Raw genomic sequence first — 19445 nt, 5'->3', positions numbered from 1 at the left:
GGCGCGCGAATGTACTTCGTTAGGCTCATACTAGAGAAACTTGCTCAGTGAATGAAATGAAATATAATCCTTAAATGGTGTGAATTTTATTCATGGTTTGGCGAATGCTTGAAAACAGACAATTTGAAAAGCTCGATTTGAATTTGCTGAAGGTGTTTGAAGCCCTTTGGCAGCATAGAAACATGACCCGGGTGGCTGAAGCGCTGCACATTACGCCGTCGGCAGTTAGCCATGCCATGCGCCGGTTTCGGGATATTTTAGGCGACTCGCTTTTTGTAAAAGAAAAGCAAAGTATGCTGCCCACTGCAGCCTGCGAACGTTTAGCCCCCGCTATATTGAAAGCCTTGAGCGATATTCGAAAAGCGCTAGGGGAGTTTGCTGACTTCAACCCGTTACACAGCCATCAGCGCTTTGTTATCGCCATGCAAGAGTCGTTAGAATTAGGTGTGTTGCCAGTTTTACTCTCTACCCTTGAAAAACAGGCGCCTAATATCGAAATAGTAAGCACTCGCTTACATCGTGACACCATGCTGGCTGATTTAACCAACCGAAACCTTCACTTAGTTATTGATATTGGCCGCGCCGTTGCAGCACCAATTTCCCATTCTCTATTACGTCGGGATACCTACAAGGTGCTTATGAATAAGCAAAACCCCTTAGCGCAGAATTTAGATAAGAAAAAGTACGTGGCTGCACGTCATATTACAGTATCTAACCGCGCTAAAGGCGCGTCGGTAGAAGAAATTGCGCTGCAACAATTAGGCGTAAGTCGGCCCTCTTTATGGCGTTGCCAAAATTACCGGGCGGCAGCAGATGTGGTGGCTAATACAGAAGCGCTATTAACCTTGCCGGGTTCTGTAGCCGATGCAGTAAGCGACGATAAACTGATAAGCACTAAGCTGCCTTATCAAATACCTGCACTGGAAACGCACCTTTACTGGCATAGCCAGCAAGAAGGCGAACCTGGGCTGATGTGGCTTCGCGATTTAATGCTACACTTGTTCGCTGAATCTGGTCTTACCAGATAGGTTCTGATAGGATTTGGTGTAATTATGAGCTCTAACCCGCTGCCAGTAGTAAACGGGTGTAATACGCTATGTAACCGTGTATCAAAAAGCGCCTAGAGAACAAATTCACAGTTGCAGCAGTTGTCACTGTTGGTAAGCTCGCACGTACTGGTGAACAGGAAGCAGTAATGAAAATTCATACATTATCAGGCTACATACAGCATATTTATCTTGTTGAAGACAGCAATGGCTTGCTGTTGCTTGATGGCTGTAGCCGAGCCGACGCAGACAATGTGTGCAAATACATTACCCAAACCTTGGGCCGACCGTTAACTGACTTAAAGCTTATTGTGGTTACCCACATGCATCCCGATCACGCAGGTGGTGCTATTAAGTTGCGTCAGCGCACAGGCGCGCAAGTGGCGTCTCATCCTAAAGCGGTCAATTGGTACGCTGGTTTTGCAGGGCGTACTGCTCACGGTATCGATTTGCTGTTAACCTGGTGGGTGGCAAATCGTATTGGCAAACCAAGAATGCCCATTTGGTATAACCCAATTTTAGCGCCAGACATGACGCTCAAAGACAACCAAACGTTGCCTGGTTTTCCCGACTGGCAAGTAATCTACACGCCGGGTCACACCGATCATGATTTAACCCTTGCGCACATTCCTACGCAGCAGGCTTACATTGCTGACGTGCTGGTGCAGGTGAAGGGCGAACTCGTTCCACCGTATCCGTTGTGTCATCCGAATCAATACCGTGAAAGCTTGAAAAGGCTGGCGCAGTCACAAATTGATACATTCTTTTGCGCCCACGTTCCGCCCACCAAAAAATCAGATATCGATTTTGAACACGTTATCGAAAATGCACCGCGCAAGCCAAAGAATCACTGGCATTCCAGTAAAAATCGCATAAAGAAAAAGCTCTTCAACCAAACCCGCGAGCATTAAATAAACAACGCGTTTTTTGTTTCACAGTGATAACTTAGCTGGCACTGCCCTTGCTTTTACCTCTTAATAACCACATTACTCTTTAGGTCGTACCTAAAATTAGGTGAGAGCAGTGAAGTGAGAGCAATCAAGCGAAAGGCGCGCTCTCAGAACGTTATTTTTAAGCTATAGGTTTAAGGGAACAGGAACTGCAAAGGCAGCAAACAAAAATAATGCAAAAGAATATCGCTACGCTTTTTGACAAAACTCGGGCAATGGCGTCGCTAACTGGCGACAAGCTAAGTAGTGCGTTTAATAAAGAAACCCACCGGTTCACTATTACCGGGCTTAGCCGAAGCGGTAAGTCCATGCTGTTTACCAGCCTTATCACTATGCTAAAAAGCCGCAGTGAAGAAGGCTATGCGTGTTTGCCCCTACTACGTTATTTACCGCCTTCTCAAGTGCTAGACATGCGAATAGAGCCCATTGAAGGCTATAAACCCTTTCCTCATTTGCAGAATATTACTGATCTTGAAAACGGCCAGTGGCCGAAAGCTACCGAAGAAGCATTTGGTTTTAAACTAGTAGTACGACTTAAAGAAACAGCCTCGCTAAAACGTCATGTACTGCCTCATAGCGATGTAGTGTTTGAGTTTATCGATTACCCAGGGGAATGGGTGACCGATATTCCTATGCTAAGTAAAACCTACGCCCATTGGTCAGACTCTGCGTGGGCGCAGTTAAGCAGCGGGCCCCAGCAGTATTTTGCCAGTCAGTGGAAAGCGTATGTTAATCAATTCGATTTCGAGCAAGAGCCTACAGAGCAGCGTATTAAGCTACTCGTTAACGCCTATCGGGATTACCTTATTGACGCCAAAGCGAACGGTATATCACTACTTCAGCCAGGCAGCTTTTTATTAGAGTCGAGCGATTTCGACTGGCAGGCGTTTGGTTTCACGCCACTACCGTCTAGCATTACCAGTGATGTATCGCACCCATGGTTTAAAATTTTTGATAAGCATTTTTCGAAGTTTCAAAGTCGATGGTTAACGCCGTTAAAACAGTCCATTTTTAAGGAAACCGATAAGCAAATTATTCTGGTGGATTTGTTTGAAGGGCTTAACCACAGCAGGCAGCACTTGTATCAGTTAAAGGAAACTTTAAGCCATTTGGCCGACACTTTTGTGTACGGGCAAAGCACGTGGTTTTCGCGCAATGTGCTGAAAAAAGAACAAATAGGCAAAGTGGCGTTTGTAGCGACCAAGTCAGATCTCGTGCCAGTAAGTCAGCGTGCAAACTTACTCAGTTTACTTACCCAAATTACTGAAGGGGCCAGAGCCCGGTTCGATGATAAGCCTATTCAATTCGAACACTTTTTAGTATCTAGCATGCAAGTGACCGATGATGGCAGTAACGAAGATGCTATTCGCTATCAAGACACCGATGGCCGCTATGTCGAATCTATGTTTGAACCCATTCCAAGCACGCTGAAAGAAATGGAAGAAGGCAGCCATTTTCCAGTACCTGATGTGACTGTGCCCAACGATTTTAAGGCGCGTATTTTAGCGGGTAAGGGCGTAGACAGACTGCTTCAGTTTTTACTGGGCAAAGGAGAGCAAGAATGAGCGATAAACCTTATAAATTTGATGAAAGCCCAGAGCCTACGCGCCCGTCTACACTTAAAAATAATGGGTTTGGCGAGCAAGACGGCACGGCTTATTCGGAACACGTGTCTCAACAACGTGATAAGTACGATGAGCAGCTAAATGAAACAACTGCTGATGACGGTAATGATTATCAAGATGGCGAGCCAATGCACAAATCAGGCTCCGTGAATAAACCGCAGTACAAAACTAAGGTAAAAACACAAACCTTAGATATTGCACAGCCTAAGACCAAGCTTCCACAGCAAGTTAGTGAAGACGTGTGGGAAGTAGATGTAAATAAAGATGGCATTTCTTTAGGTGCGGCAACCTTGGGGTTTGGTGTTGTTTCGTTAATTGGCTTTTTTGTATTTGAAGCCTATACCACCCTTGCTGCTAACGTTTCTGACCATCCCATTGGAACAGGCGTATTAGGTGCGCTACTGGTGGGGTTTGTTAGCTGTTTTAGCTTTTTAAGTTTCAAAGAGTGGCGCGGCTACAAGCAAGTGAATACGGCGATGGAAGATGCTGGTGTTATCCGAAATTTGCTGGCTAATAAGCGAAATGAAACTTCACCACAAAAAATAGACCGGGTGTTAAGTCAGCACGGAAAACGCTTTTCCCGGGGCTCTTACGCAGCGCACTGCTTCGACCGCTATAAACAGCAACTTCAAGACGATATGACAGGGCCAGAACGGCTTGGTCTTTACGAAGATACGGTGTTAAAACCTGTTCAGGAAAAGGCCCATAAGGTACTCAATAAAGAGTCGGTAACGGCTGGAAGCCTAGCGTTTATTAGCCCAAACAACCTTATTCAAACCTTTGCTGTGATTTGGATTAGCTTTCGAACCATTCGCCGTATGGCCCGTGTATATGGGCTCAGACCGAGCACAGCAGGAAACTGGAAGTTGCTAAAAGTGCTGGCTCAAAACATTGCGGCGCAGGGCGTATTTGACTTGGCTACCGATGAAGTTGCCAATCAAATTGGTGGCAGCTTGTCGGCCAAGTTTATGGAAAACTCGGCCGAAGCCATAGCAGCAGGCGCACTTAACGCCCGTTTAGGGCGTGCGCTAATTAAGCTGCTTAAGTAGCGCGACTTTACCATTTGTTAGGCTGCGCTATGGACGTTGTGCATCCTAACTGCCAGTGGTGCATTACGTAATTTAGCGCGAAATCTACTCGCTGTCGTAACAGTGTTATAGCGCCTTTTTAGTGGGTACAACCACGTTAGCAAAAATAAGCCCCGCTACTAGCGACATAAAAATAAGAAACACTTCCTGGCCTAAATGATCGGCCTTCACGAAGTCTTGGCCGGTCATAAACGAGTTCAAACCAATATAGGTTTTAGACCCCGGCACCAACACGATAAGCCCGTGCATGGCAACAATGGTAGCTGGTTGGTTGGCAATGCGAGTGAACGCATTAGCAAAAATACCTAATGCGAATGCACCCACGAATGCACCTAGCCCCGGGCTCATGTAATCTGAGCTCCATGCGGTAGCGCTGTAGGCAATAAACGCGGCTGCCAGCGCCCAAGGAATATGTTTAATACGCGTTCTGAATATCGCAACTAGGGCAATACACAGTAAGAATACCGCGAGCCACGTTGCCCAGTAAGGCAATGATTCTGCTGGCGTATACACGTTTTCACCGAACGCGCTAAAGCCCACAGATACACCCAGAAACGCGCCAAAGTACAATTTAAACAGCTGCATGATAGCGTCCATGGTGCGGGCGGTACCCGACACCATATTACGGGATGACAGCTCTGCAAGGCCCATGGTTAGGGCAAGACCTGGCACAAACACAATGACCGATGAAAGCACAACCAGCGGAATGTTGATGCCTGGGTCAACGTACTGACCGATAGCGCAGGCAAGAATACCGCCTACAAATGCGGTAACTGGCTCTAGCATTAAGTTTACGCGTTTAGACTGCTGTGCCCATAAGGTCCATAAATAGGCCACAATACCCAGCGCGCCCGACCAGCCAATTTCACTCCAACTAGCTCCCATCAGCATGGCAAATGCACCAGTAGCCATGGCAAAGGCTATGCCGGTTACCCATTTCCCGTAGGGGCTACCCATGGCGTCAATTTCGTCTAAACGCTTGTCTGCTTCACTTAGTGTTAATTTGCCCGATAGGAGTTCGCTGGCTAGTTCGTCGGTGAGGGATAATGCATTCATGTCTAGATCGCCAGGTAACAAACGGGCCGCATGATTGTATTCGTCTTCGTGACGGTCGCTCCAGATAACAAAAGTTAGTGACGTGGGCGTTGAAATAAATGAAGCGTGGACGCCCAAATATTTGGCGACTTCACCAAGGTAAGCTTCAAGACGGAACGCAGGGGTACCGTACTTGTGCAGCATTTTTCCTAGCTTCACTATAAATCTACGAATTTGAATAAATTCAACGGTATCCAACGCACTGCCCTTAAGTTTTGATAACTTTAATATGAGATAAATAAGACAAAAAAGCCAGACGCATAAGAAAAGGGTCTGGCTAAAATTTGTGCGGATTCTACGGAGGGTTTTACGGGAAAGCAAAACAAATTTTTTATTTATTTTGCCTTAAAAAAACTAATCGTTTAACCGATTGCAAAGCTGCCATTTTATTGCGCTTTGCATGCATGTATTCAAACAGAGTTGAACGGCTAGGCGCGGGCTTTAAAGGGCATCCAATCTTTCCAAACGGGCTCTAATCCTCTCGCTGCAATCGCGTTTACCACGTCTGATACCGAACGGTTGTCGTCTATATCAAACTGATTTAACGCCTGTGAAGGCTCGCTATAGCCGCCTGGCTGCGTTTGGGAAGCTGCACTCATTGATGTTATCCCCAGCGGCATTACGCCGTCTCGAAATGCGGCCGATTCGCGGGTAGAAAGCGATAGTTCAGCTTGTTGATTAAACAATCGGTGGGCGCAAATCAGCTGAAGCAAGTCACGTTCATTAGGTAGCTTGCTATTGGTAAGTGCGTTACCGCCAGTATCGTTACCCTCACAACTTCGAAGCCTAGGAAAGGCAATAGACACGCGGCTTTGCCAATAGTGCTGTTGTATCAACTTGCCGTGAAGAGCGGTCATAGCACTATCAACCCGCCAGTCACCTAAACCAAGTAGCGCACCTATACCTATCTTATCTATACCGGCTTGCCCTATACGATCGCTGGCTTCTAAGCGCCATAAAAAATCCTGTTTTTTACCCCGGGTGTGGAAGCTGGCGTAATGCTGTGGCGAATAGGTTTCCTGATACACTAAAACAGCATCTAACCCCTGGTATTTCAGGGTTTCGTATTGCTCCCTTTTTAGCGGCTGCACTTCCATCATAAGGTAGCTTACCTTGTCACGAATAGCGCTCAGGGTTCGTTCGAAATAGTCCATGCCCACTTTAGTTTCATGTTCACCAGTCACCAGTAACACCTGGGAAAATCCCATATCATTAATGGCTTCAATTTCGGTAAGCACTTCACTTATAGATAGGGTTTTGCGCTTTATTTTATTGCTCATGGTAAAGCCGCAGTAGGTACATTCATTGGCACATAGGTTCGACAGGTACAAAGGCACAAAAAGCTGCATAGTATTGCCAAAGCGATGGCGGGTAAGCGCCTGCGCACGACTTGCCATGGCTTCAAGATAGGGTACGCCAGCGGGGGAAATCAATGCCATAAAGTCGTCTAGCGATAGTGTATTAGCGTTTAACGCTCGCTCTACATCACTGTCGGTTTTACTGTTTATCGACAAAGCTAAATGCGACAAATCCTGCTGAATTAGCGCTTGCGCTACCTTCATACCGCCGGCTCCAAAAATGCAGTTAATGGGCTGGAAGCTTGTGCTTGATTAAACGTTGCGCCAAGCCCTGCTTCAAACGCTTTTCGGCCCGTTTCCACCGCACTGGCAAAGGCTTCTGCCATGGCCACAGGGTTTTGGGCGGTGGCGATGGCGGTATTTACCAGTACGGCATCTACGCCCATTTCCATGGCAGCCATGGCTTCACTGGGCTTTCCTATTCCAGCATCAACAATTACAGGAATTGACGCCTGCTCAACAATAATCTGTAAGAAAGGTTTGGTTTGTAAACCCTGATTACTCCCAATAGGTGCGCCTAAGGGCATAACCGCGGCGCAGCCTACATCTTCTAATCGCTTGCATAAAACAGGGTCTGCGCCGCAATAGGGTAAGACGTGAAACCCTTTTTTTGCCAAAATCTCAGCGGCTTTAAGCGTTTCGATAGGGTCGGGCAATAGATAACGCTGATCAGGATGAATTTCGAGCTTTATCCAAGGGCTACCTAATGCTTCGTAGGAAAGCTCAGCCGCAAACACAGCTTCTTGTGCATTTTTAGCCCCAGATGTATTAGGTAATAAAGTCACTCCTAATTCTCGAAGTGCTTTTAACGTTTGGTCTTGCCCGCTGCTGCTCGCTACGCGTTTCATGGCTAGCGTAACGATATTGCTTTGTGCGGCAGCCACCGCATTTTTCATGATGGTGGCGTTACTAAATTTCCCCGTACCGGTTAAAAGACGTGATGTAAACGTGTGGTTTGCTAGCGTTAGCATATTAGCCTCCTGCCACTAAGGTAAAGATATCAACGGTGTCGTTGTCGTTGAGGTAAGTAGTCGGCCACTCTCGTTTGCTCACGATGGCCGCATTTTTAGCGATGGCAGTGCCGTCTACGTCAATTTGCTTAAGCGCAATGAGTTCGCTTAACGAGATGGGTGCAATCACGGTTAAAGGATGATTGTTCACATTTACCTTAATTTGGGTCATGGCATACCTCACAGGTTGAAGAAGGGGGAAGTATGAAGCTTTGGAGCGAGCCTTGACTGGCATTCCCGGTTAGGTAATGGCCCCACTTTATGTCGGCGTTGAATCTTTTAGCTAAATACAGCAAAGCCTGTGTAGCTTGATGGCAGGCGGCCATACCTACTACTGGGCCTAGCACGCCTTTGCTTAGGCAGTCTTCGCGCACGTCTATGTGTTCAACAAGACAGGCGTAACAACCGATGCGTTTGTTGTTTTGAGGTAAGTTCAATGCCTGCCAGCGTAGTCCGCTTGCCGCCGCAATAAAAAGCGGAATAGAAGCACGATGGGTAACGGCATTAATGTGCTTACGCGTTTCGATGTTATCGGTACAATCAAGTACGCAATCGGCAGTAGAAATTAATGTTGGTAAGTTCTTACTATCAGCGTAAATGCTTTTAAATATGATGTTAAGTTTGGAGTCAACTTTGCGTAATTCATTAAATAGCGATTTGGCTTTAAGCTCGCCAAGGTGCATTTCATTGTAAGTCACTTGGCGCTGCAGATTACTTATATCTACGGTGTCGCCGTCAACTAATGTAATGGTTCCTACACCGGCCCCAGCTAAATACCGGGCGACTAAGCTACCTAATCCGCCAAGGCCAATTACCACTGCATGGGAGCTGGCAAGCTTTGCTTGTCCCTCATCTTCAACGCTATCAAGCATGAGTTGTCTGCTGTAGCGCCTTATGTCTTGCGTGTTTAATGAGTGCTCAAATACTTGGCCTGCTATATGGCTAACGGTTTGGCCTGCCGAGTAAGCAGTGGTCTGGGTGAATGAATGGCTATGCAAAACCCGCCTCCTTAGACAAAGCACAAAACGCGTGTAGGGGATCATCGACTTGGGTAATCGCACTGACTACCGCTATGCCGCTAACTCCTGTTTTAGCTACATCGGCAATGCGCGCTAGGTTAATACCACCTATAGCAACGGTAGGAATGCCTTCACAGAGTTCAACGTATTTGGATAAGCGTTCTATGCCTTGCGGTTTAGAAGGCATTTCTTTGGTATTGGTAGGAAATATGTGCCCAAGTGCGATATATGATGGCTTCAGTTGTCGCACTCGCTGAATTTCTGCAAAGCCATGGGTTGAGATACCCAGCCTGGTACCAGCCTTTCGAATAGCGTGCAAATCGGCGGTATCGATATCTTCTTGCCCTAAATGCACACCGAAAGCACCTAGCTCAATAGCCAGCTCCCAATAATCGTTAATGAATAATTGGCAGTGTGTGTGCTTTGTGAGTGCTATTGCCTCTTTTATCTGCTGGCGAATGTTTTCTTGTGTTCCCTGTTTTACACGAAGCTGAATGATATTAGTGTCGGTAGGTAATAATCGTTCTATCCACTCAACGCTATCGACCACAGGATATAAACCTAGATGCGTTTGGGTAAGGGTTTTGAAAGGGCTTATTACTGTATTGCTTTGAGGCAGAGGCGTTTTTTCTGCGTCTAATGAAAAGGTTTGCGTTGCCAGTGGTTCTCGAGGAGAAAATTTTACTAAAGGGAAGCTCGCTGGATTACGCAGAAAGCCAACGCAACGCCCAAAAGCAGGCGTATGTGCTGAGCTTGAGCAAGAGTCGCTTCTGATCTGGCTAACATAAGCGTTTGCCAGGGTGAGCGCATCCTCAATACAGTAATCATGTACAACAAATGCAGCAATAGCACTGGCTAACATGCACCCTGTACCGCGAAGCTTGCCAGTGTTTTTTCTTGGCTGAGTGAGCTGTATAGTTTGTGTTGGGCTCACAAAAGTATCACATGCTTGTGTTTGCCAACTTGCGTGCCCACCTTTCACATAAACAGCGTGTGCGCCGTTTTCAATAAGCTGGTATGCCGCCGCGCGCAGGCTATCATCGGTCTTTACTGGCATATTAGTTAACCAGGAAAGCTCTTGGGTATTAGGGGTAACCAAGTCTACGGTGTTTAAAAGTGCTTCTACCACTGGTTCAGAGAGCTCACTTAACTTTCCACCTGATGAGGTGCGCAATACCGGGTCCCATACGACAAACGGTCGTGGCATAGCCAGAGATTGAATGCGGGCACACAGTAATAACGCCTGCTCATCGTTAGCAATAGCCCCTATTTTTATGGCGCTAGCTTGAGTACTTTCACTTAGCACCTGCCACTGCTGATTCAGCGCCGAGACCGTCATGCTTTCTTTACTAAGCATCACCGTGTTTGACTGCGCCGTGGCCTGTGTAGTAATAACGCAGGCGTGAACCTTTAAGTCGGCAAGGGTAATGGCGTCGCGGGTTATACCCGCGCCGCCACTAGAGTCTATGCCGCCTATACACCATACAACTGGCTGTTTAACCGCCGTTTGCTGCAAAGCGTTGTCTGTCATGGCAATTCAACCTTGCTGTCGGCGGTATGATAGAGTTCAGCGCCAGATTCATTGAACGCGTTTGCCATGTCTTTCATGCCTTTTTCCTTTTCTTCTTCATGCGCATGATGTTCCGCCTGCTTAGCGACATCCCGTACCTCTTGGGAAATTTTCATGCTGCAGAACTTAGGACCGCACATTGAACAAAAGTGAGCAACCTTGCCGGAAGCCTGAGGAAGGGTTTCATCGTGATAGGCACGAGCCGTATGCGGGTCTAAGGCTAAGTTGAATTGATCTTCCCATCTAAATTCAAAGCGCGCTTTCGACATGGCGTTGTCGCGAATTTGTGCACCTGGGTGACCTTTGGCCAAATCAGCGGCATGAGCGGCGATTTTGTAGGTGATTAGGCCTTGTTTTACATCTTCTTTATTGGGAAGACCTAAGTGCTCTTTAGGTGTTACATAGCAGAGCATAGCGCAGCCGAACCAACCAATCATGGCGGCACCAATGCCGGATGTGAAGTGGTCGTAGCCCGGTGCGATATCCGTAGTTAAGGGGCCAAGGGTATAGAAAGGCGCTTCATGGCAGTGCTTTAATTGCTCTTCCATGTTCTCTTTAATCATGTGCATTGGCACATGCCCGGGGCCTTCAATCATTACCTGAACATCGTATTCCCACGCAATTTTTGTCAGTTCTCCAAGGGTTCGTAACTCAGAGAACTGTGCGTCGTCGTTAGCATCGGCAACGCTGCCCGGGCGCAGGCCATCTCCTAACGATAATGCCACATCGTACTTGGCGCAAATTTCACAGATATCGCGAAAGTGCTCGTATAAAAAGCTTTGCTGGTGGTGACTTAAGCACCATTTCGCCATAATTGACCCGCCGCGAGATACAATTCCGGTAACTCGTTTTGCCGTAAGGTGCACGTACTCAAGCAGTACACCAGCATGAATGGTGAAATAATCCACCCCTTGCTCGGCCTGCTCGATAAGCGTGTCTTTAAACATCTCCCATGTGAGGTCTTCGGCAACGCCGTTTACTTTCTCAAGGGCCTGATAAATGGGCACGGTGCCAAGTGGAACCGGACTATTTCGCAGAAGCCACTCGCGGGTTTCGTGAATGTTTCTGCCGGTGGATAAATCCATTATTGTGTCGGCGCCCCAGCGGGTCGACCACACCAGCTTTTCTACCTCTTCTTCAATGGAAGAGGTCACCGCTGAGTTACCAATGTTGGCGTTAATTTTCACCAAGAAGTTGCGGCCAATAATCATTGGCTCTAGCTCAGGATGATTAATATTGCACGGAATAATGGCGCGCCCTGCAGCCACTTCCTGACGCACAAATTCGGAGGTTATAGTCTCGGGTAAATTTGCGCCAAAGTGTTCGCCTTTGTGTTGCTGCGTAAGTTCTGCATCTTTAATTGCTTGGCGACCCATATTTTCGCGAATGGCAATGTATTCCATTTCAGGGGTAATAATGCCCTTTCTGGCGTAGTGCAGTTGCGTTACGTTTTTGCCCGCTTTCGCTTTTAACGGTTTGCGGTTGCGTATAAAGCGAAAATCTTCGGTAAAAATGTCGTTTTCACGCGCTTTAGCAAAATGTGATGAAACACCATCAAGAGCATGGGTATCGCCACGCTCTTCAATCCACGCTTTGCGCAAAGGCGCTAAGCCTTTGTGAACATCAATGTTTTCGTCGGGGTCGCCGTAGGGGCCGGAAGTGTCGTACACGGGAATCGGCGGGTTTGGTGTTAAAATAGGGTTGTCTTCGGTGCCACCGACTAAGCTGTCGTGCTGATGAATAAGGCGCATGGCAACGCGGATGTCATCTCGGCTTCCATTTTCGTAATGGCGTGTGGAATTGGGGTAAGCTTCGCCTGCTAGCTCGTTGATGAATTGTTGCGCCTGTTGGCGCTGTTCGCGTCTGTTCGACATAGCATTTTGGCCTTTTGAGTTTAGGTTTAAAAATGCTTGTCAGGAGTGAAGGAGAATACAATGTGCGAGGGTTAAGGTTTTAAACCCAGCTTTCAACTCGAGGGTAATAACAATTGTGTGATGAGCGTTATCGTTGCTTTAGCCTAGATGCTTGCGCCGCTGTCTGCGTTCGCTTTCTACGCTTAACCTATCCTAACTTTTTCATCACTCACTTTATTACACAAACGAGCAACAGTGTTGTAGGCACTGTGTGCATTGCATTTTCTTGTTCCCTTCGCAGGTATTAGCCTGATCAGGTTCTACGGATCCCACTTTCGCGGTCTCAGCTTACTGGATTACCAGTGAAGCACTCCGACAAGTAATTTATTTTATTCGCGCTTAAAACAAGGTCTGCTCACTAAAACTGAGCGTTTTTAAACGCAAGTTTGGAGCACGAATTTACTGTTCCTTTTTACTATATCTTCAATTTTACACATAATACAAGTACTACCAGCTAAGTTAAATGAAACGTCATCTAACCAGCTAACTGCTGACCCTCTTTATAAAGCTGAAGGGCTGTAGCTGTATCTTGTTGGCGCTCACTGATAGCAGAAAGCAACAGCAAGTCTTCTTTGCGCGATTTCATTTTTGTCGCTTTAAGCAAGGCTTTTTCAGCCAACACATCGTCGCCTGAGTTAAACGCAACTTGGCCTAGTGTTGAGTACAGTTCAACATTTTGGTCGTCTTGTTTAATCCAGCTTTCTAACAAACGTAATGACGGCGATGCATCAGGAATATTAAGCTGCGTGAACAGCGGGAACAAGGTGCTATTCGGGCCACGTTTTTGCCATTCAACCAACAGTTGCTGCGCGTCTGCATGCATGCCTTGGTCAAGTAACTGCTGAACATACGCAGCGCGATATGCATCGTCGTGACGCAGTTTGCGCGGCAGCGTATCCCAATATGATTTAAGCTCAACAGCACCTTGCTTACTGGCAATTTCTGCAAATTTACCTTTGGCAATACGCTGGCTCCACGCTGTGTAATCGTCTTTAGGTAGCGCCTTGCGCCAGGCAGAAAGATTGTCTTGCAATACTTGCCACTTACCCAGCTTGGCAAGAATACGCGCTTTAAGCTGAACAACTTGCTTGTTCTCGCGCTCTTTTTCTTCAAGTTCATCAAGCTTTTCAAGGGCCGCGTCGTATTTCTCTTCGGCCATATCGACACGGGCGTGCATGACTGTAGCGGCTACTCTTGCGTTGGGGAAATCAGAGGCCTGTACTAAGAAATAACGGGCCTTAGACAGGTCATTATTAGCAAGAGCAATTTGAGCTGATGCTAAATAGTTAACGCCTTCAAAATCTCCGTTTGTAGTTTTGCTTAACGACTTTTGAGCGCTGTCGAAATCACCAGACGCCATAGCGTGAAGGCCATCATAAAAAGCGCGTTTGCGCTTGCGCTCACCCAGTGTACCAAACCACTTGTGAGAGCCCGTTATCAGGCTTAACGCCCACACAATAAGTTTCGATAGTACATACCAAGCGATAACGGCACCAATCACCAAAATACAAAAGCTGATTACCGTCATTTCAATGGCAGTACTGCCAAGAGAAATAAGCACGTAACCTTTATCGCCAAGTAGCATTGGTCCAACAATGAGTGCAACAACGAATGCGGCTAATACCGCAAGGGCAATAGCTAACCATTTCATAGTGCGCTTGCTCCTTGTCCAAATACCTGTTTAACACGGCTATCTAGCAAACGCTCTAAAGGCTTTTGCGAGGCCAGCTCAGTAGGAATAGGACGGGAAATGTCAGTGGCAATAAGATTTTGTAGCGCTTCTACAAAGCCGGTCACTTGGCTTTTTTCTGTATCGTATTTTTCGATAATTAGCGTTTGGGCATATTGCAGTGATTGATTATATAAGCCTGCATCGCCTTGAAGCGCGGCAGTTTGTGCGTGCATGAGCTGCAGTCGAAGCTGCTCTTTCGCTAAAAATTGCGCTTCTAAAGAAAGTACTGGCTCAATAGGGCCCTCAATGGTTTTAACGGTTAAGAAATCATTAACCAAAGAGCGCCATACTTTAGCAAGGTTGTCTTGCCAATCGTCAGCAGATTCCGACAAGGTGGTGTCTTCGGCGCTCGCGTCCTCTGGTTTTTCAAAGGTATCAAGGGGAAGCTTGTCAATTTGTGCCATCATGCCGGTAAGCGCAAGGGCGACCGAACTCTGAGAGACAGGGTTAAGCTGCTGCAGTGTTTGAATGTCTTCCGCTAGGCTTGCGCGAACAGGCAGTACCGAAGGGTCTGCTAAAGACTTTAAGCGCTTATCTGCATTAACAAGAAGTAAAATGGCGGTGCGTACGTCGTTTTCCAGCCACAGCTTTCTGCCTGCCATACGCACTAAATAGTCGGCTTCGGCTATTAACCAGTCTGCGGGGCGGCGACCTTCCATATTGTTAAGTTGCTGCAGTGTAGACTCAGCTTGCAGAGAGAGTTGTTCGTTCTGCGTTTTCAGTTCGTCCACAGTGCTTTGTAAGGTTTGGTTTGTTCGCGCTACGTCTTGTAGCGTCGCTAAAATGTCTGCGCGCTCACGTTCAATGGCGTTCAATTTAGTCGCGTTACTTTGCTGGGTAGTGGCAGAGTCAGCGCTTGCCGATTGCTGCTGCATATAATACCAATAACCAGCGCCAGCCATGCCCAACACAATTAAAAATAGGATGATTACAACGAACCATAATAGGCCATTGCCTGATGATTTCTTTTGCTTAGCGCCAGACTTTGTCGATTCGCTCTGTGTGGCAGAAGACTCAATTACTTCTTTTTCAGCATCCACGTTTACGCGTTCCTCTACTTGTGGGCTATTTTCGTTATTATTGGCCATTTAATACTCCCAGTTATCCTTTACCCAGGCGATGAGCGCCTGATCGGTGGCTCGCTGACAAACGCCAACCTTTTTAATACCTTTAACAGTCAGGGTGTTGGCAATACGACTACTTACTGTTAACCATGGAAAGTCGAATAATGCGTCACCATAGTGTGCTATCAGCTGTAGTGCCATTGCTTCGCTTGTAGCGATAATGCCGCTAACGTCGCTCATTTTCCACCGTTTTGTGTAAATTGGACGGCTAAGTAGCTCTCTCTTATAAACGTTAAAGCAATTTACTAGAATTCCTCGTTCGTTTAATCCGTCGGCAATTGCACTTCGCCCACCTTCGCCTTTAATAATAACGACCTGTTGACAGTTTGCCTCATTGAGTTGATGCATTGCCAATATACCTTCCGATGTATGAACGTCAGGCGTAACAATTTTATCTAGCGGAAATACGTCTAGCTCAGATTGTAGTTTACGCAATGTCGCATCGCCCACTGCCACAATGAGCGGTGGGTTATCAAACGCTTTATTAAGGCCTGTTACTGCAGATTTAACTGCGTATACGCTGGTCACTACTACCACATTAACGGGGTTATTCCGCAGAAATTCAGCGGCAGCGCTACTTTCTGAAGAAACCGGCGTAATATCTGAGGTGGCTATGCCCACGGCATCTAAGCCAGCTTTTTCAAAAGCTATCGCACTGGCTTTTAATTTCGGTAAGGGGCGAGTAAACAGTAGCATGTAAACGAAGCTTCATCCTTTTTGGTTTTCGCCATACCGCGCGAAATAAAACAGCGCATGGGCAAATTAAACATAGCTTCCCAATGTGAGTAAAAAGCGCTTTAGTTGTAAAGCGCCTTAAGAATTTCTCCTGCACCTTGTTCTAGAAGGGCTTCAGCAACTTCAACACCTATGTCCTTGGCGTTTTTTCTAGACGCTGTCGCTGAGGCAAAAAGAAGCTCAGTGCCGTCTGGTTTACCTACCATGCCGGTTAGCGTTAGCACGTCACCATCAAGTGTAGCAAAGCTACCAATCGGTACTTGACATCCGCCTTCTAGTCGCTCGTTCATGGCGCGTTCTGCCGTAACTCGGGTATTAGTGTCGACGTGGTTTAAGGCTTGAAGTAAAGCGATTAGCTCTTCGTCATCGTTGCGGCATTCGATCCCTACTGCACCTTGCCCCACTGCGGGTAATGAAATATCCGCCGGTAACGGCATGCGAATTCGAGATTCCATTTCAAGGCGTATAAGACCAGCTGAGGCCAATATGATGGCGTCATACTCACCAGCATCCAGTTTTGCTAAACGAGTATTTACATTGCCGCGCAGGTCTTTAATGACAAGGTCAGGACGGTGTTTGCGAATTTGACACTGTCTGCGAAGGCTTGATGTGCCAACCACCGCACCTTGGGGCAGGGCGTCTAGACTGTCGTGATGATTGGATACGAAGGCATCGAACGGGTTTTCACGCTCGCATATGGCATGCAAACCAAATCCATCTGGAAACGCTACAGGTACATCTTTCATTGAATGCACGGCAATATCAGCGCGACCTTCAAGCATGGCAATTTCAAGCTCTTTTATAAACAAGCCTTTACCGCCAATTTTTGCCAAAGGCGTATCTAATATTTTGTCGCCCTGCGTACTCATGGGAACAAGCTCAACAGTCATTGAGGGATAATGCTCCAACAATTTAGCCTTCACATACTCTGCTTGCCAAAGTGCTAGCGCACTTTTTCTAGTAGCAATTCGAACGGTGCGGGTGGTGTTGAGGTGACTCATGATTATTCCAAACTAGTAAAAAAGATGAACTAAAGCGACGTATCACTGAACGTCATACGAGATACTCGTAGTATACGCATTTTCTGAATTAATGTTTGAAAATAGCAGTAGTTTTCTTCTTTGTTATTAGTAAGTAAACAGTCTATGCTAGGAACTGTCACGAAGTATTTGAGCAATTATGGAGAGCATTCTTTTATGGATAATGCATCGCTGAGGCAGCTTCTTAAAGGCGCCCAGCAAGATCAAGCAGAAAGGAAACGCAGAAGAGCAACCTTATACTTCATTTCCTATGTAGGCGGCACAATTATGGCCTTCATGGCGTGGCTCAACGTGGGTACGGATAACCCACTTTTAGTGGGCATGCTAGCGGGGTCTGCTGCGTTTGTGTACGCGAATGTCATGCTTTCTCACATATTTCCGCGCGCAGATATCTTTTACTACATTGCCGGGCTTGTGGTGATGTTTACGATAAACGGCTTAATTTACACGGGCGGGCTTAATAATACGGGCCTCTATTTTATCTTCCCTTTGCTTTTCGTTCAGATTGTCGTGGTGCAATTTAAACCTGCCTTGGCCTACGTAGCGATTACGGTGGGGATAGCCATTTTCATGCTTTATAACCAAAACCATATTCTGGCAGTCTATCCCGACGAGCATGTTTCACGCTTTCTGATTGCAACATTCTGTTTCATTTGCGTGGCATTTATAGGCGAAAATTTTTGGCATCAAAGCCGTAAAGAAATGCTACGTGAGAATTTTGAAAGAATGCGTCAGGCGAACACCGATCCGCTAACAAAATTACCCAACAGGCGTTTTCTTGAAGCAGTGTTTTTTGAAAAGGCGATGCAAGACCCAGCAGCATACTTTCCGTTGAGCGCTGTAGTGGTTGATATCGATTACTTTAAAAAGATTAATGACACCTACGGTCACGATATAGGCGACGAGGTGTTGATTCACCTTGCCAGCTTGATGAAAGAAACCGTTAGAGCGACCGACGTTGTTGCAAGAACAGGCGGCGAAGAGTTTTTAGTGCTCTTTCCCCATGCATCACTTAGTCAAGCCGTAAAGTTAGCTGAAAAAATGAGAAAAGCGATTGAGGCCAACCCCTTTGTAGAGGGTGACATCAATCACCCTATTACAGCAAGCTTTGGTGTAGCGACCGCACTCACTGACACCAGCTTGCATGCATGCTTAAAGCAGGCAGACGACAACCTCTACAAAGCTAAAAACGGAGGTAGAAACCGTGTTGTCGAGTAGCCCTATTTCAAACGGGTTTGAAGCCACGCGCTAATATCGTTAAGTTCTTGCATGCACACATTGTGTTGCATGGTATAGGTTTGCCACGTGGCATTAAATCCGCATTCGCTTAGCGTTTTAAACGCTGCATTTCCCATGAACACAGGCACTACTTCATCTTGTTCGCCGTGAGCCATCATAATCGGTGTGTCGCGATTGATATCTTTTGCTTCATTACTTAACAATGACGGCTCACACATATAAGTAGAGAGCGCAAGTACACCGGCAAGTTTGTGTGCAAACCTAGGCGCCAAATGAAGCGCGATAACTCCCCCTTGTGAAAACCCAGCAAGTATGATGCGTTCTGATGGTATGCCGCTTTCAATCTGCGCTTTTATGAGCTGTTCAACTTGCTCTGCTGATGCTTTAACACCTTCTAAATCTGCGCGGCTTTCGAAGTCTAATGACTTAATATCGTACCAAGCTCGCATACGCATACCGTTGTTAATAGTGATAGGGCGTTCTGGGGCATGGGGAAAAAGAAACTTAACGGACAAAGATTCGGGAAGTTTAAGTTCTGGCACGATAGGAGCAAAACCGTGACCTGAATCGCCAAGGCCATGAAGCCAGATAACACAGGCATCGGGCGCAGCAGATGGATTAATCTCAACGCACGGCAGAAGTTGCTGAGTCATTCTTTATTTCCTAGTTAAGTTTGTTGCTTTATCACCAATGGTTTTCCTTTCTCACAGGCAATCTCTATGTTTCTACGAATGGTGGCGGCAGAGTTATGATTCTGACCCAACCATGTAAAAACTTATTATTTTTAGTTATTTTGCTACTACCGTACTTCGATTTAAACGAAGGTATACATCTTCCATTGATGGATAAACTGAATAATCAGAGTTACGGCGCAATGGCTTAATATGCTATCATTGCCACC

General features: G+C 46.6%; 17 protein-coding genes and 1 riboswitch. Of the genes, 5 read left to right on the top strand and 12 right to left on the bottom strand.

The annotated features are described in order from the left end of the window. The first annotated feature begins 104 nt into the window (after positions 1-104). The 4 genes from GVO62_RS06675 to GVO62_RS06660 all read left to right on the top strand — a co-directional run bounded on the left by GVO62_RS06675 (position 105) and on the right by GVO62_RS06660 (position 4670). Positions 105-1028 (top strand): LysR family transcriptional regulator, encoded by a 924-nt coding sequence (locus GVO62_RS06675; protein ID WP_159118283.1) that lies wholly within the window; start codon positions 105-107, stop codon positions 1026-1028. A 167-nt stretch (positions 1029-1195) separates the two neighbouring features. After that, positions 1196-1957 carry an MBL fold metallo-hydrolase gene (locus GVO62_RS06670; protein ID WP_159118282.1) on the top strand — a complete coding sequence of 254 codons (762 nt, stop codon included), beginning with the start codon at positions 1196-1198 and terminating at the stop codon, positions 1955-1957. A gap of 212 nt (positions 1958-2169) precedes the next feature. Beyond that, positions 2170-3561 carry a YcjX family protein gene (locus tag GVO62_RS06665; protein ID WP_159118281.1) on the top strand — a complete coding sequence of 464 codons (1392 nt, stop codon included), beginning with the start codon at positions 2170-2172 and terminating at the stop codon, positions 3559-3561. Further along, complete coding sequence (locus GVO62_RS06660) at positions 3558-4670, top strand: YcjF family protein (protein WP_159118280.1); 1113 nt, start codon at positions 3558-3560, stop codon at positions 4668-4670. Before GVO62_RS06665 ends, GVO62_RS06660 begins: the two co-directional genes overlap by 4 nt. A gap of 105 nt (positions 4671-4775) precedes the next feature. Here GVO62_RS06660 and GVO62_RS06655 read toward each other — a convergent pair whose 3' ends face one another. From GVO62_RS06655 to hemC, 11 genes are all read right to left on the bottom strand, one after another. Then, positions 4776-6002: a threonine/serine ThrE exporter family protein gene (locus GVO62_RS06655; protein WP_159118279.1), complete on the bottom strand. Its 1227-nt coding sequence runs from the start codon at positions 6000-6002 to the stop codon at positions 4776-4778. A 230-nt stretch (positions 6003-6232) separates the two neighbouring features. Beyond that, positions 6233-7366 carry a 2-iminoacetate synthase ThiH gene (gene thiH, locus GVO62_RS06650; protein ID WP_159118278.1) on the bottom strand — a complete coding sequence of 378 codons (1134 nt, stop codon included), beginning with the start codon at positions 7364-7366 and terminating at the stop codon, positions 6233-6235. Then, positions 7363-8133: a thiazole synthase gene (locus GVO62_RS06645; protein ID WP_159118277.1), complete on the bottom strand. Its 771-nt coding sequence runs from the start codon at positions 8131-8133 to the stop codon at positions 7363-7365. The genes thiH and GVO62_RS06645 overlap by 4 nt, the downstream gene beginning before the upstream one ends. Before the next feature lies 1 nt (position 8134). Continuing rightward, positions 8135-8344, bottom strand: a complete 210-nt coding sequence (gene thiS, locus GVO62_RS06640) for a sulfur carrier protein ThiS (RefSeq protein WP_159118276.1) — start codon at positions 8342-8344, stop codon at positions 8135-8137. Beyond that, a complete protein-coding gene (locus tag GVO62_RS06635; RefSeq protein ID WP_236547090.1) occupies positions 8331-9170 on the bottom strand; it encodes a HesA/MoeB/ThiF family protein in 840 nt (279 codons plus the stop codon). The genes thiS and GVO62_RS06635 overlap by 14 nt, the downstream gene beginning before the upstream one ends. Further along, positions 9163-10722 carry a thiamine phosphate synthase gene (gene thiE / locus GVO62_RS06630; RefSeq protein WP_159118275.1) on the bottom strand — a complete coding sequence of 520 codons (1560 nt, stop codon included), beginning with the start codon at positions 10720-10722 and terminating at the stop codon, positions 9163-9165. Before thiE ends, GVO62_RS06635 begins: the two co-directional genes overlap by 8 nt. Further along, positions 10719-12635 (bottom strand): phosphomethylpyrimidine synthase ThiC, encoded by a 1917-nt coding sequence (thiC, locus tag GVO62_RS06625; protein WP_159118274.1) that lies wholly within the window; start codon positions 12633-12635, stop codon positions 10719-10721. Before thiC ends, thiE begins: the two co-directional genes overlap by 4 nt. A gap of 252 nt (positions 12636-12887) precedes the next feature. Beyond that, positions 12888-12999: riboswitch (TPP riboswitch) on the bottom strand. Positions 13000-13149: 150 nt separating this feature from the next. Continuing rightward, the gene (locus GVO62_RS06620; RefSeq protein WP_159118273.1) at positions 13150-14325 is read right to left on the bottom strand and encodes a heme biosynthesis HemY N-terminal domain-containing protein; all 1176 of its coding nucleotides are present in this window, start codon (positions 14323-14325) and stop codon (positions 13150-13152) included. Continuing rightward, positions 14322-15494, bottom strand: a complete 1173-nt coding sequence (locus tag GVO62_RS06615; RefSeq protein WP_159118272.1) for a uroporphyrinogen-III C-methyltransferase — start codon at positions 15492-15494, stop codon at positions 14322-14324. Before GVO62_RS06615 ends, GVO62_RS06620 begins: the two co-directional genes overlap by 4 nt. Then, positions 15495-16226, bottom strand: a complete 732-nt coding sequence (locus tag GVO62_RS06610) for a uroporphyrinogen-III synthase (protein ID WP_159118271.1) — start codon at positions 16224-16226, stop codon at positions 15495-15497. It abuts the gene before it with no gap. Positions 16227-16327: 101 nt separating this feature from the next. Beyond that, on the bottom strand, positions 16328-17266 hold the full coding sequence (gene hemC / locus GVO62_RS06605; protein WP_159118270.1) for a hydroxymethylbilane synthase: 939 nt from the start codon (positions 17264-17266) through the stop codon (positions 16328-16330). A gap of 195 nt (positions 17267-17461) precedes the next feature. On the opposite strand from hemC, the gene GVO62_RS06600 reads away from it, so the two are divergent. Beyond that, positions 17462-18523: a GGDEF domain-containing protein gene (locus tag GVO62_RS06600; RefSeq protein WP_159118269.1), complete on the top strand. Its 1062-nt coding sequence runs from the start codon at positions 17462-17464 to the stop codon at positions 18521-18523. A 2-nt stretch (positions 18524-18525) separates the two neighbouring features. Here the strand turns inward: GVO62_RS06600 and GVO62_RS06595 are convergent, their stop codons facing one another. Next, positions 18526-19197: an alpha/beta hydrolase gene (locus GVO62_RS06595; protein WP_159118268.1), complete on the bottom strand. Its 672-nt coding sequence runs from the start codon at positions 19195-19197 to the stop codon at positions 18526-18528. Between the last annotated feature and the right edge of the window lie 248 nt (positions 19198-19445).

It is taken from the genome of Alteromonas sp. KUL150, assembly GCF_009811475.1.
GTDB lineage: Bacteria > Pseudomonadota > Gammaproteobacteria > Enterobacterales > Alteromonadaceae > Alteromonas > Alteromonas gracilis.
This window is presented reverse-complemented; position numbering and strand designations above follow the sequence as displayed.